Genomic DNA, 14,298 nt, shown 5'->3' on the forward strand with positions numbered 1-14,298 from the left:
ACCTTTCTACAATGTGGAAATGAATTGGAATTGCATCCTAGAGCGCGTCGCCACCACCAAATCAACCAATGATGATTTGTTGGAGCGCTGGCGTGCTGGCGAACTTATTGACCCTGTAGCTAGAATTGCCCAGGAGCAAACTGCTGGTAAGGGCAGAGCTGGCCGAATCTGGCATGCCAAACCCGAAGACACACTTTGCTTTTCTTTGGCCTATCCATTTCACTGCCGCCCAAACGAGCTTAGTGGCCTGAGTCTTGTCATCGGCCTTGCCGTCATTACAGGCATCTCCCAAGCACTTGGTATCAATCAAACGAGGCTCCACCAATTAGGTTTAAGACTCAAATGGCCCAATGATCTCTTGCTAAATAATGCCAAACTCGGCGGGGTTTTGATTGAGGGTGGCCAAACATCCCCTCATTCGCCAAGTTGGATGATTATTGGGCTTGGACTTAATCTTCGAAATGCACACCAAATAGCTAAAAATATTTCAAGTCCATCCTCACTTGGCGTAGCAGCTCTTGATCAACTGATTGCTGAGACCAATGCACTACCTGAAAATGAATATATTTGGCTTAAGCTGATTGAGTCATTTGAAATACACCTCACTAAATTTAGCAAGCATGGCTTTCAGTATTTTAAAAATGAGTGGCTGCACTGGGATGCTTTTGCTAATCAGGCTGTAACTATTTCGGGGGCAGGCAAGGAAGAGATTCATGGGATTAGTACAGGCGTAGACGATAATGGCGCCTTGCTACTGAATCAAGATGGTCACACGCTGGGGATACATGCTGGCGATGTCTCCTTAAGAGCCCAATTATGAGTCTATATTTATTATTCGATATTGGTAACACTCGCCTCAAATGGGCTGCGGTTGATTCCGCCCAAAATATTGCGGATCGTCAAAAAAAGCTGTGGGCCTACTCTGGATCAATCAATACGCGATCTTTAGATTCACTCGAGTTGCGTACAGAGTTATCCGATTACATTTCCAAAACAATACCTAAGCCAGATGCGATTGGATTTTGCTGCGTTGCTGGTGATGCAGCCCTTGCAAATATTCAAAGTCTCTTTCCGCAGTGGCACGACATTACTTGGAAACAGCTAAAAGGGGATAGTCCATATGAGGGTATGCGCTCTCTCTACGCAGAGCCAGCCAAGCTGGGCCCTGACCGATGGGCCGCCCTCATTGGCGCGAGAGCACTCTCTAAAACTAACTCCTTACTGATTAATACTGGCACAGCAACCACCATTGATCTACTAGGCGCTAACGGCGTGCATTACGGTGGATGGATTTTGCCTGGCCTAGGATTAATGCAAGAAAGTTTGCAAAATAAAACTGCAGGGCTACCCCTAGCGGAACGTCTGAATACTCACACAACAGAAGTTGAATTCGGCACTAGTACTAATGATGCGATTATTGGCGGATGTGATGCCGCTCAAATTGGCGCCATTCTTTATGCGTATCAACTGGCAAAAGAGATGAATCACCCCGTTCAACGTATTTGGCTTGATGGCGGTAACGCCAAGATCTTGGTAAACGAGATCAAAAAAAATCGAGCCCTGATGACCCTCCCAATTGAGCCTATTGAAGGCTTAGTGCTTCGCGGTCTATGGGCTTGGTTGACTCAAAATCTCTCGTAAATTATTGCCCAATAAAAGACTATTGCTTGCGAATTTTTCCGAGCAAAGTAGTGGTGGAACGCTCATATAAAAATGGGATTGCAATGGCTTTTCCACCCCATGTTTTTACCAAGCGTGTTTCATCCAAAGTATCGATTTCATAATCGCCGCCCTTAACGTAGATATCCGGACGAATTTGGGCAATCAAGTTCACTGGAGTCTGCTCAGTAAATAAAACCGTCATATCAACGCTAGCAAGCGCCGCGAGCAGGGCTTGGCGATCAGCCTCAGTATTAATCGGCCTATCATCTCCTTTACCAAGCATTTTTACGGAAGCATCGGAATTCACGCCAACCACCAGACTCGCGCCCAACTCTCTGGCCTGCGCCAAATAGCTAGCGTGTCCACGATGCAAAATATCAAATACCCCGTTAGTAAATACCAACGGCCTAGGAAGTGAAGCAATCCGAGTCTCTAAGTCCCCCAAGGGGCATACTTTGGACTCGAATGAAGGTAAGGGAAGTGAGCTCATAACGTCATATTAATAGTAATGAGCCAGTGCCAACGATATTTGTCAGAATGTCTTAGACTTAGACATACCCCAATCTTTAAAGGTTCAACATGATTTGCCACTTGGCACGATGGTCTCTAGCACTTTTATTGCTGGTGCCCCCCATAACACTGGTTAATGCAGCCCCAGCAAGTTGCAGCCCCCTGCTATCACACACCTTTCTAAGGCTGCAGGATGAGGCACCCCAAAATCTATGCCAGTACCAAGGAAAAGTCGTCTTGGTTGTTAATACTGCCAGCTATTGCGGTTTTACCAGCCAATATGATGGCTTAGAAAAACTGTATGCAAAATATAAAGATCGTGGCCTAGTCGTCTTAGGCTTTCCATCGAATGACTTTGGGCAACAAGAACCTGGTAGCAATAAAGAAATTGCAGATTTCTGCAAAAATACCTATGACGTGAAGTTTCCGATGTTCGCTAAAAGTTCTGTCAGCGGACCCAATCCAAATCCTTTATTTAAGATGCTCATTGCGAAGACTGGTACCACTCCAAAATGGAACTTTTATAAGTATCTAATTGATAGAAATGGTAAGGTTGTTGACTCATTTGGCAGCCTAACGCAACCAAATAGCAATAGTATTACTGGTGAAATTGAAAAACTGCTTGGAGAAAAAATTAGTGGCTAAGAAAAAAGTTGCCATTGTTGGCGCCGGTATTTCTGGCCTAGGTTGTGCATATGCATTACGACAAAACCCAGATTTAGAGATCACTATCTTTGAGGCTGGCAAACATATTGGTGGTCATAGCAATACAGTTGATATCACGCTAAATACTAGCAATGGTCAAATGACTTATGGTGTAGATACTGGTTTTCTGGTATTTAATCGCAAGACCTATCCTCGCTTAGTGAGGCTTTTTGAAGAAATTGGTGTGCCCATTGCACCCTCTGAAATGTCTTTTTCAGTATCGATTGATGCCTCCCAAAAATCAGGCAGAAATCAAAAAATTGAATGGGCTGGCAATGATCTCAATTCCTTTTTTGGACAGCGCTCTAATCTGCTATCGCCCTCATTTTGGCGGATGGCGTATGACATTCTCCGCTTTAATCGTTTAGCGACAAAATTAGCAGAAGAGCAAATCTCAGACAAACTCGAGTATTCCGAGCCGGATGAACGTATCAAGGATTTTTTAGATCGCAATCGTTTTAGCCCTAGCTTTAGAGAAAATTATTTCTTGCCGATGATTGGCGCTATTTGGTCATGCTCAGTCGAGCAAATGCTGGAGTTTCCCATTCAAACGATGGTTCGCTTTTGCCATAACCATGGTCTATTGCAAATTCAGAATCGCCCGCAGTGGCTCACCATCAAAGGCGGATCTCGCGAGTACGTCAAACTCTTGCTTGCAGCTCTAGAGCAATCTCATGTCAAAGTCATGCGTGAGCCTGTTTTGAGGGTGAATGCCAGCAAGGAAGAGAATGGCTTAGTGGAGCTCATCAGCGCATCAGGATCTCAATGGTTTGATGAGGTTGTTATGGCATGTCATAGCGATCAAACCCTTGAATTAGTGCACGGCATTAATCAAGATTCCCGAAATATTTTGGCTGCCATTCCTTATCAAAAAAATCGGGCTATTTTGCATACAGATCAACGCTTTCTGCCAAGCAGCAAAAGGTGCTGGGCAGCCTGGAATTACACCGCCAAGTCTGGTGCAACGCCCACTGCTCAACAGCACGTGAGCGTGAACTATTTAATTAATCGCTTACAACCCCTGCCCGAAGGCCTGAGGGATACACCAATTATTGTGAGCTTGAATCCGCTGACAGAACCTGATCCCCTGCTTGTACATAATGAAATTCATTACGCCCATCCTGTCTTTGATATGAAGGCTATTGCAGCACAAAAAGCCTTACCCCTGATTCAGGGAAATTCTTCCATTTGGTATTGCGGCGCATGGACTGGTTTTGGCTTTCATGAGGATGGCTTGCGTTCCGGAGAGCTGGTTGCCAAAGATTTAATAGAAAGTATTCGTCAACCACTACAAGTCAACTCCATTAAAGATACTCAGTAGATGAATGTAGCAACTATCAATTTTGGAACGGTCAAACACAAACGCTTTCGTCCAGCAAAAAATGCTTTTGGATACGGCGTTTTTACAGTGTCTATTCCGATGCGCTCTAGAGCTAAGCAGAAGACGCTCCTGACACAGCACGGTTTGGGCGACAACCAATTCAAATTATTTTCTTTTTTTGATAAAGATCATGGTCATGGCGATGCAGACAGCCTTCAGTGGATTGAGCGCATACTTACTGAAAATCACATTGACCATGTTGATGGAGAAATTTGGCTACAAACATTTCCACGCGTCCTGGGCTATGTATTTAACCCCGTTAGTTTTTGGATCTGCACTCGCGCTAATGGTCAAGTGCAGGCTGTCTTAGCTGAAGTCAACAATACATTTGGTGAGCGCCATTGCTATCTCCTACATGAGAACGACGGAAGCCCCCTGCAATCTGGGAAAACATTCGTCAGTCAAAAAGTATTTCATGTTTCTCCGTTTTGTGATGTCAGCGGTGAATATCACTTTCGCTTCTTATTTCCTCAAGATAGCAAATCGAAGAGAAATTCTGTCTGCCGTATTGAATTACACGAAGGTGACAAACCTTTAATCAATACCAGTATTAGCGGTCTATCTCAGCCTTTAAGTAGAAGGGCGCTTTACCTAGCATTTCTGCGATACCCGCTCATGAGTCTTGGAGTGATTGGCAGAATTCATTGGCAGGCATTGAAATTATGGATAAAAGGTGTACCCTTTCATTCAAAGCCTAAACCTCCTGCACTTGAGGTCACTCGATGAATCGCCCTGGTCACTCCCTACTTTCCCGCTTAAGTTTTTCTCGTCCACAAAAAAGAGAAACGAAATCTGATCAGTATCGGCTCAGCACCAATACGATCCTAGCCATGCTCGAACAATTGCGTGGCGGATATTTAACGATGACCTTGCCCAATAATGAGCTTCGGTCATTTGGTAATAGTGCTGAATCATTACATGCAGAGCTCCATATTCATGATTGGTCCGTCTTTAAACAAGTGCTCTCCCATGGAGATATTGGTTTTGCTGAAAGTTATATTCGTGGCCAATGGAATACGCCGGATTTGAAATCTTTACTTGAACTTGCCATACACAATCGTGCAATCCTTGAGAAAGCAATCTATGGCAGTTGGCTTGGCTCTATTGCCTACCGGCTCAGACATTGGCTAAGAGACAATAGTAAGTCTGGAAGTCGCAAAAATATTCATGCGCACTATGACTTAGGTAATGCTTTTTATACTCTTTGGCTTGACCCCACGATGAGCTATTCAAGCGCCTGGTTTGCCAATAACGATCAACAAGCTCTAGCAGATGCTCAGCGTGCCAAGATTTCCCGCATCCTGCAATCCATTCAAGCTAAACCAGGAGATCAGCTCCTAGAGGTAGGTTGTGGTTGGGGTGGATTTATGGAAGAAGCCTTAAAAAATGGGAACCATATAACTGGTCTCACCCTATCTACCGAACAGAAAGCATTTGCTAGCTTACGTCTTGAGAAAGTAAATGCGTCCTTGGAACAGAATCAAACCTATGAGGTTCGTCTACAGGACTATCGAGATTGCCAAGAGCAGTTTGATGGCATTGCTTCTATTGAGATGTTTGAGGCGGTGGGCGAAAAACACTGGGGTGAATATTTCCAGATGATTGCTGCTCGCTTAAAAGCTGGTGGCAGGGCTTGCATTCAAACTATTGTGATCGCCGAGGAATTGTTTGAGCGCTATCGTCACAGTACGGACTTCATTCAGCAATATGTCTTTCCAGGTGGCATGCTGCCATCTCCCGCTAAATTTAAAGCAGCAGCAGCAAAGGCTGGCCTTGAAGTTGAATCTGAGTTCGCCTTTGGTTTGGACTATGCAAAAACTCTATGTATTTGGCGCGATAGTTTTAATCAAAAAATTGAAGAGGTATATCGCCTTGGCTTTGATGAAGCCTTTGTTCGTCTCTGGAATTTCTACCTCATGTATTGCGCGGCTGGCTTTACTCAAAAGAGTATTGATGTCGTGCAATTTACCCTAAAACATCAAGCCCCTGCATTGTCGGTCGATAGATTGAGCTCATGAAACAAAAAGGGATTAGTAACTTTTCTGGCCAACGGATTTGGATTATTGGTGCATCGAGCGGAATTGGTGAAGCCTGTGCAAAGGCACTCTTCCAAGCTGGGGCAAAAGTGGCATTATCAAGTCGCCGTGCTGAGCGCCTTACAGCCTTAGCTGATAAGCAAGATGCTTTAGTTCTTCCCCTAGATGTCACGCATCAAGAACAGTTAGCTAGTGCATATCAAACGCTTTTGCAAAACTGGGGCGGCTTAGACCTGATGCTCTTTGTCTCTGGTGTGTATACCCCACTGCGAGCGGATAACTTTGACTTTGAAGTTGCCCAAAAAACCATTGATGCCAATTTGCTAGGACCAATGCGGGCTGTGGCCACCGTCTTGCCAGAGATGCTAAAGCAACATACTGGGCATATCGCTATTGTTGGTAGCGTCGCCGGCTACAGTGGACTCCCAAAGGCTTTGGCATATGGGCCTAGCAAAGCAGGAATTATTAATTTCTGTGAAACTTTATATTACGACCTGCTCCCGCAAGGGGTAAGCGTCCATATGATTTCACCGGGATTTGTAGCGACCGAAGCTACCGCCCAAAATGATTTTGAGATGCCTGCCTTAATTACTGCAGAAGAGGCAGCCTCAGAAATTCTCAAAGGAATACAGGCTGGTGAATTTGATATTCACTTTCCTAAACGTTTCTCCGGTTTTCTGAAATTCTTACGAATCCTGCCCTATCCTCTTTACTTTTGGATTGTGCGTCGCTTCGTCAAAATTTAATTATTGCTTGTAGTTGTTTTTGCGGATTTTTTCTTCCAAGAAATCCATCGCCACAATCGATTTTGCTTTAGTACCAGCAATTGATGGTGAAGTGACATAGCGACCTTGCATCACAATCGTTGGAACACCATCAATGCGATAAGCATCGGCCATTTGTCGTGCTGCACGGGCTTTTGAAATCACAGCAAATGAACGATAGGCTGCCAAGAAAGTATTGCGATCAACCCCTTGTGAGGCGACCCAATCTGCAATCTCATTCTCAGTCATCAGGCGTTTATTTTCTTTATGCATGGCGTACATCACCTTGTCATTCAGAGCATCGCCTTTACCGATGGCCTCAAGCGCATAAAACAACTGGCTATGGGGCATAAAGTCATCACGGAAAGCAACGGGCACCTTACGGAAGCTCACATCTTTAGGCTGACGCTTGAGCCAAGCTTTTAACTCAGGCTCAAAGTCATAACAATGGGGACACCCGTACCAGAAAAACTCTATGACCTCGACCTTACCCTTAGTCTCAACTGGCTGCGGGACGGGCATGACTCGATAGTCAAATCCCTCTTCAATTTTCGGGCCTTGAGCCTTCGCAATGCCAGAGAGTGAAATCGCTAAAGCAATGCTGGCGCAAGATAAAAATAATCGTTTAGAGAATGAAATCATGATTTGCTTGATTTAATAACAGTTGATTTAATGCCCATGCCGGTTAATTTTTCCCGCACAGGGTTACTTTCTTCAACACTATTGTATGGACCAACCCGAACACGCCACAAAGTACTGCCTTCGCTTGAGAGCTCGCTTAATTGTGACTGAATTCCTTGAATAGCTAAACTCGCTTTTTGCGCATCTGCATCTGCACGCTTATTAAATGCGCCTACCTGCAAATAATAAATGGCATCTGACTTAGCCACTGGCATCACTGGGCTTGAAGGTGCTTCAGCAGGCTTCTTGCCGGCCGCCAAATCCGCAATGGGATCTGCCGAGCTTATTGTTGGGGTAGCAACCTTACTCTGCAAAGGCTTATTTAAATCTAGCGGTTCAACCGCTTGGGCTGCCTCTCCCTCTGCTGGAGCAGGGCTAGGCTTAATGGTCAATGGTAGATTGGGGGCCCGAACACCTGGGCGCTCTTGGGGGGTATTTTTAGAGAGATAGAACGCAATGATGAATGCGATTCCCAGCCCGACCCCGAGACCCAAAATAAAGCCCAGAATAGTACCGCCATATTCTGCATTAGACGATCTGTCTTGTAAGACTAAGTCAGTCTGTTGATTTCTTTGATTCATCCTATCCCCACTTTTTTGTACTACTGCAGCATTTCCAAAACCACACTACATCTTAGCGGGTGCTGAAACGCCCAATACTTTTAAGCCATTTTCCAACACTTGGCGCGTTGCAGATAACAAGGCAAGACGTGCTAACTTCAGCGCAGGGTCATCTACCAAAACACGATCTGCGTTATAGAAGGTATGGAAATCCCCTGCTAAATCACGCAAATAGAAGGCTAGAGCATGTGGCGCTAAATCTGCTGCTGCATCACTCAAGACCTCAGGATACTCTGCCAAGCGACGTAATAAATGATCAGAAGCCTTGCTTTGTAATAAGGAAAGGTCGGCGTCTTTTAGTGCGCTCGATTCACCGTTCCACTGACTCAATATAGAGCAAATTCGGGCATGCGCATACTGTACATAGAAAACAGGATTTTCATCGTTTTGCTGCAAAGCCAAATCAATATCAAATACAAATTCGGTATCCGCTTTACGAGAGATCAAAAAGAATCGCACGGCATCACGTCCACGCTGTAAGGCCAACTCTCGCTCATCAGCAGTCATCTCTGGAGTTACGCCGCCAGACCATTCAACCAAATCGCGCACAGTCACATAAGAGCCCGCACGTTTAGAAATCTTGACTTCTTCACCATGGCGCATCACTGTCACCATCTTGTGTAGAACATATTCAGGATAGGTTTTAGGGATATCCCAGCCCCGCTTTTGTGCCACCCCTTGTAGCCCAGAGCGCACTCGCGCGATCGTACCGTGGTGGTCACTGCCTTGCACATTAATGACCTTCTCAAAGCCACGGTTCCATTTACTAGTGTGATACGCAACATCTGGAACAAAATAGGTAAAGCTACCATCGGACTTACGCATGACTCGATCTTTATCGTCACCATCATCCGTAGTCTTTAACCACAGCGCGCCCTCTGCTTCATAAGTCTTTCCAATGCTCTGCAAATCTTGAACAATTTGGGCAACGCTACCATCGGTATACAAAGAGGATTCTAAGTAATAGCAATCGAATTTCACACCAAAAGTTTTTAAGTCAATATCTTGCTCATTACGTAAATAGGCAACTGCAAATTGCCGAATTGCTTCAAGATCATCTTTGTATTGGGGTGAAGCCTTAAAAGCTGTCGCAATCTCTGCAATGTATTCACCGTTATAAGCACTTTCTGGCCAGGAAGCATCACCAGGCTTTAGGCCATTTAAGCGCGCCTGTACTGAGAGCGCCAAGTTGGCGATCTGCACCCCAGCATCGTTGTAATAGAACTCACGATGTACTTGTATACCTTGTGTGGCCAATAAATTGGCCAACGCATCACCAAGCGCAGCTTGACGCCCATGACCAACATGTAGAGGCCCGGTTGGATTGGCTGAAACAAACTCAATCATGGCGTTAGCTACCGAAGCACTGTCTTTGCCAGCTTTACCAAAATCAGCTCCCGTAGCAAGAACTTCTTGAACTACTGCGGTTTTAGCTGCATTGCTTAAGCGAAAATTAATAAAACCTGGGCCAGCGATTTCACATGAAGAGATTAACTCGCTATACCCTGCTTCTTGCTGTAAACGCTCTACCAATGACTGAGCCAATTCTCTTGGATTCAGCTTCCAAGCCTTTGAGAGCTGGAGGGCGATATTGCATGCGACATCTCCATGATCTACAGCTTTAGGGCGCTCCAAGCGCGGTACGGGAGCCTCCCCAAGATCACGCTCTTGAGCCAGAGCCTGCAAAGCAGAACTCAGCATGTGAATTAATCGATTTTTATTAGTTAACAACATAGATAAGTGAGTTTATCAGGTGGTAAGCTACGGAAATGATCTATCAATTTCGCTCTAAAGCGGGTCCGGATGTCATTATGTTGGCAGACCTCACCCAACGGATATTTGATATTTTGGGCCGCCCTCTCGAGCCTAGGGGCATTTTAACGGTCGAACAATTACCAACCCTCATTACAAACCTTGAGAATGCCATTCTTAAAGACTTAGAGGAGCGCGCTAAGAGCAATGCCGATGATCAAGAAAAACCGAAATTAGCTGATAGGCTTGGGCAGCGCGCCTATCCATTTTTAGAGCTCATGAAGCAGGCCAAATCCAAGGAAGAACCCGTTCTGTGGGGCGTCTGAATAACTGAAGCCCAGCCCCTAATCACTGGGGCATGAAATTAATCGATTGAACTAGATAGTTGTCGACGTACATCCTCAACAGTCTCACCTCGGCGCTTAGCAAGATCCTCTGCCTGATCAGCTGAGATTTTGCCCACATTAAAGTAACGCGCGTCTGGATGGGCTAAATAAAATCCACTAACGCTAGATGCTGGGTTCATAGCCATTGACTCCGTTAACGTCATGCCAATATCTTCTGAGCCAATAACGCGCAATAGATCCTTTTTCACCTCATGCGCAGGACAGGCTGGATAGCCAGGTGCCGGGCGTATTCCTCGATACTCCTCATTAATCATCTGCTCATTAGTCAGAATCTCATCAGTAGCGTAGCCCCATAAATCAGTACGTACGCGATGGTGCATAAGCTCTGCAAATGCTTCGGCTAGACGATCAGCTAAGGCTTTTAACATAATGGCACTGTAGTCATCATGCTTAGCTTGAAACTCTGCTACTTTTTTATCAACGCCATGGCCTGTAGTAACAGCAAAGCAACCCAAGTAATCTGCTACCGCAGAGTCTTTAGGAGCGACGTAATCGGCAAGGCAGCGATTTGGCCGACGGACACCATCGACTACTGGCCGCTCAGATTGTTGGCGTAAGTTATGCCAAACAAAAAGCGGGTGTTGTCTTGCTTCATCGCTATATAAAACAATATCGTCATCCACCGTATTGGCGGGATAGAAAGCGACTACAGCATCGGCTTGGAGCCATTGGCCTTTAATCAATTTATCTAGTAGTGCCTGTGCATCAGCATAGACTTTGCGAGCCTCCACTCCCACGATCTCATCATCTAAGATTGCCGGAAACTTACCTGCTAAATCCCAAGTTTGAAAGAACGGGGTCCAATCGATGTACTTAGCAATATCACTCAGAGCAAAATTCTTAAACACGCGACGGCCAATAAACTTTGGCTTTTCAGGAACATAAGTTGACCAATCAATGAGCTCACGATTCTTACGTGCAGCTACCAATGAGATCGTTGGTGCCGCTTTCTTATTTGCGTGCTGTTCACGAATACGTACATAATCATCACGCAAGTCCTGAATGAATTTCTTGGCACTTTCATCTGACAGCAGGCTCGATGCTACAGATACAGAACGAGAGGCATCTGGTACATAGACGACAGGACCATCGTAATGAGGTGCAATCTTTACTGCCGTATGAACACGCGAAGTTGTAGCTCCACCAATCATTAGCGGAATCTGACGTTCACGGAAATAGTCGTCACGCTGCATTTCTTGCGCAACATAGGTCATCTCTTCAAGCGAGGGAGTAATCAAGCCTGACAAGCCCACAATGTCTGCTTTTTCCTCTTTAGCGCGTTTCAGAATTTCCGCGCAAGGAACCATGACACCCATATTGGCTACTTCAAAGTTATTACATTGCAAGACGACGGTCACAATATTTTTACCGATATCGTGAACATCGCCCTTAACGGTAGCCATGACGATCTTGCCCTTGGCCTTAGCCTCACCGCCCGAAGCAATATGAAGACGCTTCTCCTCCTCAATATACGGAATCAAGATGGCCACAGCCTGCTTCATTACTCGTGCACTCTTTACTACTTGTGGCAAGAACATTTTTCCAGCACCAAACAAATCGCCAACAACATTCATGCCATCCATGAGGGGACCTTCAATCACCTCAATCGGTCTGCCACCATCACCCATAATCTGGGCGCGCAACTCTTCAGTATCTTCCTCAATAAATGTCGTAATGCCATGCACTAAAGCATGCGTTAAACGCTCGCGGACAGGGCCTTCACGCCATACTAAGTTTTCTACTTGCTTTGCACCACCACCTTTAAATTGGTCGGCAATATCAAGTAAACGCTCAGTAGGTGTTTTGCCATCTTTTTCTTTGAAGCGATTGAGAACAACATCTTCTACGCGTTCACGCAGTTCAGGATCAAGATCTGCGTAAACGCCAAGTTGACCGGCATTAACAATGCCCATATCCATGCCAGCCTGAATAGCGTGATACAAAAATACCGTGTGAATGGCCTCACGCACGCGATCGTTACCGCGAAATGAGAAGCTGACATTGGATACACCGCCACTAACTTTTGCGCCTGGAAGATTCTCTTTAATCCAACGGGTAGCATTAATAAAATCTACTGCGTAGTTGTCATGCTCCTCAATACCAGTGGCAATTGCGAAAATATTAGGATCGAAAATGATGTCTTCTGCAGGAAAACCAATTTCATTTACAAGAATGTCATAACAACGTTGGCAAATTTCTGTTTTGCGCTTAAAAGTGTCTGCCTGACCCACTTCATCAAACGCCATCACTACAGAAGCAGCGCCATAACGTCGAATTAAGCGTGCCTGTTTTCTGAAGGGCTCTTCACCCTCCTTCAAGGAAATTGAATTAACAATCGGCTTACCTTGAATACACTTAAGTCCAGCCTCAATCACACTCCATTTAGAGGAGTCAATCATGATGGGCACACGAGCAATATCTGGCTCGGAAGCAATGAGATTTAAGAAGCGTGTCATTGCCGCCTCAGAATCTAACATCGCCTCATCCATATTGATATCGATCACCTGAGCACCATTCTCAACTTGCTGTCTTGCTACTGCAAGCGCTTCATCAAATTGGTTGTTCAGAATCATGCGAGCAAATGCTTTTGAACCCGTGACGTTAGTACGCTCACCAATGTTCACAAAGCCAACCGCACCAGTAACGTTAAAAGGCTCTAAACCAGAAAGCTTCATTGCTGGCATCACACTGGCGTTCTTCACTTGACTCATGCTGATACCTCCGCACTGTCGCGATAGAAGGCGCGTGGTTTGCGTTTGGAAACAGCCTTGGCAATCGCACGAATATGATCAGGTGTAGTGCCACAGCAACCACCAACGAGGTTTACAAGACCATCTTTTGCAAATCCATCTACCAAGCTTGAGGTAATTTCTGGGGTCTCATCAAATCCGGTATCACTCATGGGGTTTGGCAAACCAGCGTTTGGATAACACGACACTGCAGCATCACAAATACGGGCTAGCTCGGCAATATATGGACGCATCAGCGCCGCACCGAGAGCGCAGTTCAAACCAAAAGTGAGCGGCTTGATATGACGTAAGCTATTCCAAAATGCTTCGACGGTTTGGCCAGATAGGATTCGGCCAGATGCATCAGTCACCGTTCCTGAAATCATGACTGGTAAACGCTCACCCGTTTCTTCAAAGAATTCATCCAAAGCAAAGAGTGCTGCTTTGGCATTGAGAGTATCGAAAATGGTTTCCACTAAAAATAAATCCACACCACCAGCAAACAGTCCTTCAATCTGTTCGCGGTAAGCTGCGCGTAAGGCATCAAATGTGACATTGCGCGCACCGGGATCATTTACATCCGGAGAAATACTCGCCGTTTTGGGGGTAGGTCCAATTGCGCCTGCAGCGAAACGGGGTTTATCTGGGGTGCTGTATTTGTCGCATGCCGCGCGTGCTAATTTTGCTGAGACTTCATTCATCTCATAAGCAAGCTCAGCCATCTTGTAGTCTTCCTGAGCTACCGAGGTGGCGCCAAATGTATTGGTCTCGATAATGTCAGCGCCAGCATCAAGGTACTGCTCATGAATTTTGCTAATAATTTGAGGCTGGGTTAGGACTAATAATTCGTTATTGCCCTTGATATCACCCGGATGATCTGCAAAACGGGTGTTGCCTGGCAATCCTCGGTAATCAGCTTCCGATAGCTTGTACTGCTGAATCATGGTGCCCATGGCGCCATCCAAAATCAGAATACGCTGTTTCAGTAGCTCAGGTAATGCCTGACCGCGAGTGTAAGGCTGGGATAAACCATTAGATTGCATTGCTTTAC

General features: G+C 45.5%; 14 protein-coding genes. 8 read left to right on the forward strand and 6 right to left on the reverse strand.

The genetic code is table 11. From position 1 onward, the window contains the following. The first annotated feature begins 19 nt into the window (after positions 1–19). Together FD974_RS09160 and FD974_RS09165 are read left to right on the forward strand one after the other, a co-directional pair. Positions 20–820, forward strand: a complete 801-nt coding sequence (locus FD974_RS09160) for a biotin--[acetyl-CoA-carboxylase] ligase (protein WP_215364407.1) — start codon at positions 20–22, stop codon at positions 818–820. Beyond that, on the forward strand, positions 817–1,641 hold the full coding sequence (locus FD974_RS09165; RefSeq protein ID WP_215364409.1) for a type III pantothenate kinase: 825 nt from the start codon (positions 817–819) through the stop codon (positions 1,639–1,641). The genes FD974_RS09160 and FD974_RS09165 overlap by 4 nt, the downstream gene beginning before the upstream one ends. 19 nt (positions 1,642–1,660) lie before the next feature. On the opposite strand, the gene rfaE2 is transcribed toward FD974_RS09165, so the two are convergent. Beyond that, the gene (gene rfaE2 / locus FD974_RS09170) at positions 1,661–2,152 is read right to left on the reverse strand and encodes a D-glycero-beta-D-manno-heptose 1-phosphate adenylyltransferase (RefSeq protein WP_215364411.1); all 492 of its coding nucleotides are present in this window, start codon (positions 2,150–2,152) and stop codon (positions 1,661–1,663) included. 89 nt (positions 2,153–2,241) lie between these two features. On the opposite strand from rfaE2, the gene FD974_RS09175 reads away from it, so the two are divergent. From FD974_RS09175 to FD974_RS09195, 5 genes are read left to right on the forward strand one after another with little or no spacing between them, the layout of a single operon-like run. Next, the gene (locus tag FD974_RS09175; RefSeq protein ID WP_251374596.1) at positions 2,242–2,817 is read left to right on the forward strand and encodes a glutathione peroxidase; all 576 of its coding nucleotides are present in this window, start codon (positions 2,242–2,244) and stop codon (positions 2,815–2,817) included. After that, on the forward strand, positions 2,810–4,198 hold the full coding sequence (locus FD974_RS09180; RefSeq protein WP_215364413.1) for an NAD(P)/FAD-dependent oxidoreductase: 1,389 nt from the start codon (positions 2,810–2,812) through the stop codon (positions 4,196–4,198). Before FD974_RS09175 ends, FD974_RS09180 begins: the two co-directional genes overlap by 8 nt. Continuing rightward, positions 4,199–4,984, forward strand: a complete 786-nt coding sequence (locus FD974_RS09185) for a DUF1365 domain-containing protein (protein ID WP_215364415.1) — start codon at positions 4,199–4,201, stop codon at positions 4,982–4,984. Beyond that, positions 4,981–6,276, forward strand: coding sequence for a cyclopropane-fatty-acyl-phospholipid synthase family protein (locus tag FD974_RS09190; RefSeq protein ID WP_215364418.1), 1,296 nt, complete (start codon positions 4,981–4,983; stop codon positions 6,274–6,276). The genes FD974_RS09185 and FD974_RS09190 overlap by 4 nt, the downstream gene beginning before the upstream one ends. Further along, positions 6,273–7,040 (forward strand): SDR family oxidoreductase, encoded by a 768-nt coding sequence (locus tag FD974_RS09195; RefSeq protein ID WP_215364420.1) that lies wholly within the window; start codon positions 6,273–6,275, stop codon positions 7,038–7,040. The genes FD974_RS09190 and FD974_RS09195 overlap by 4 nt, the downstream gene beginning before the upstream one ends. On the opposite strand, the gene FD974_RS09200 is transcribed toward FD974_RS09195, so the two are convergent. Genes FD974_RS09200 through argS form a run of 3 tightly spaced genes read right to left on the reverse strand, consistent with a single transcriptional unit; the run spans position 7,041 to position 10,093 of the window. Beyond that, on the reverse strand, positions 7,041–7,700 hold the full coding sequence (locus FD974_RS09200; RefSeq protein ID WP_215364423.1) for a thiol:disulfide interchange protein DsbA/DsbL: 660 nt from the start codon (positions 7,698–7,700) through the stop codon (positions 7,041–7,043). Then, on the reverse strand, positions 7,697–8,320 hold the full coding sequence (locus FD974_RS09205; protein WP_215364426.1) for an SPOR domain-containing protein: 624 nt from the start codon (positions 8,318–8,320) through the stop codon (positions 7,697–7,699). The genes FD974_RS09200 and FD974_RS09205 overlap by 4 nt, the downstream gene beginning before the upstream one ends. Positions 8,321–8,365: 45 nt before the next feature. Continuing rightward, positions 8,366–10,093: an arginine--tRNA ligase gene (gene argS, locus FD974_RS09210; RefSeq protein WP_215364431.1), complete on the reverse strand. Its 1,728-nt coding sequence runs from the start codon at positions 10,091–10,093 to the stop codon at positions 8,366–8,368. Positions 10,094–10,128: 35 nt separating this feature from the next. Here argS and FD974_RS09215 point away from each other — a divergent pair, with 35 nt between their 5' ends. Next, positions 10,129–10,437, forward strand: a complete 309-nt coding sequence (locus tag FD974_RS09215) for a DUF1840 domain-containing protein (protein WP_215364434.1) — start codon at positions 10,129–10,131, stop codon at positions 10,435–10,437. A 38-nt stretch (positions 10,438–10,475) separates the two neighbouring features. Here FD974_RS09215 and metH read toward each other — a convergent pair whose 3' ends face one another. Both metH and FD974_RS09225 read right to left on the reverse strand, forming a co-directional pair. Beyond that, entirely contained in the window at positions 10,476–13,229 is a 2,754-nt protein-coding gene (gene metH, locus FD974_RS09220; protein ID WP_215364436.1) for a methionine synthase, read from the reverse strand. Then, on the reverse strand, positions 13,226–14,290 hold the full coding sequence (locus FD974_RS09225; protein WP_215364439.1) for a homocysteine S-methyltransferase family protein: 1,065 nt from the start codon (positions 14,288–14,290) through the stop codon (positions 13,226–13,228). Before FD974_RS09225 ends, metH begins: the two co-directional genes overlap by 4 nt. Between the last annotated feature and the right edge of the window lie 8 nt (positions 14,291–14,298).

The organism is Polynucleobacter sp. es-EL-1, assembly GCF_018687975.1.
Taxonomy (GTDB): Bacteria; Pseudomonadota; Gammaproteobacteria; order Burkholderiales; family Burkholderiaceae; genus Polynucleobacter.

Bases quoted from the DNA above. Each gene is read 5' to 3' on its own strand.
- FD974_RS09160 (WP_215364407.1), top strand. From the start codon at position 20: ATGAATTGGAATTGCATCCTAGAGCGCGTCGCCACCACCAAATCAACC.
- FD974_RS09165 (WP_215364409.1), top strand. From the start codon at position 817: ATGAGTCTATATTTATTATTCGATATTGGTAACACTCGCCTCAAATGG.
- rfaE2 (WP_215364411.1), bottom strand. From the start codon at position 2,152: ATGAGCTCACTTCCCTTACCTTCATTCGAGTCCAAAGTATGCCCCTTG.
- FD974_RS09175 (WP_251374596.1), top strand. From the start codon at position 2,242: ATGATTTGCCACTTGGCACGATGGTCTCTAGCACTTTTATTGCTGGTG.
- FD974_RS09185 (WP_215364415.1), top strand. From the start codon at position 4,199: ATGAATGTAGCAACTATCAATTTTGGAACGGTCAAACACAAACGCTTT.
- FD974_RS09190 (WP_215364418.1), top strand. From the start codon at position 4,981: ATGAATCGCCCTGGTCACTCCCTACTTTCCCGCTTAAGTTTTTCTCGT.
- FD974_RS09195 (WP_215364420.1), top strand. From the start codon at position 6,273: ATGAAACAAAAAGGGATTAGTAACTTTTCTGGCCAACGGATTTGGATT.
- FD974_RS09200 (WP_215364423.1), bottom strand. From the start codon at position 7,700: ATGATTTCATTCTCTAAACGATTATTTTTATCTTGCGCCAGCATTGCT.
- FD974_RS09205 (WP_215364426.1), bottom strand. From the start codon at position 8,320: ATGAATCAAAGAAATCAACAGACTGACTTAGTCTTACAAGACAGATCG.
- argS (WP_215364431.1), bottom strand. From the start codon at position 10,093: ATGTTGTTAACTAATAAAAATCGATTAATTCACATGCTGAGTTCTGCT.
- FD974_RS09215 (WP_215364434.1), top strand. From the start codon at position 10,129: ATGATCTATCAATTTCGCTCTAAAGCGGGTCCGGATGTCATTATGTTG.
- metH (WP_215364436.1), bottom strand. From the start codon at position 13,229: ATGAGTCAAGTGAAGAACGCCAGTGTGATGCCAGCAATGAAGCTTTCT.
- FD974_RS09225 (WP_215364439.1), bottom strand. From the start codon at position 14,290: ATGCAATCTAATGGTTTATCCCAGCCTTACACTCGCGGTCAGGCATTA.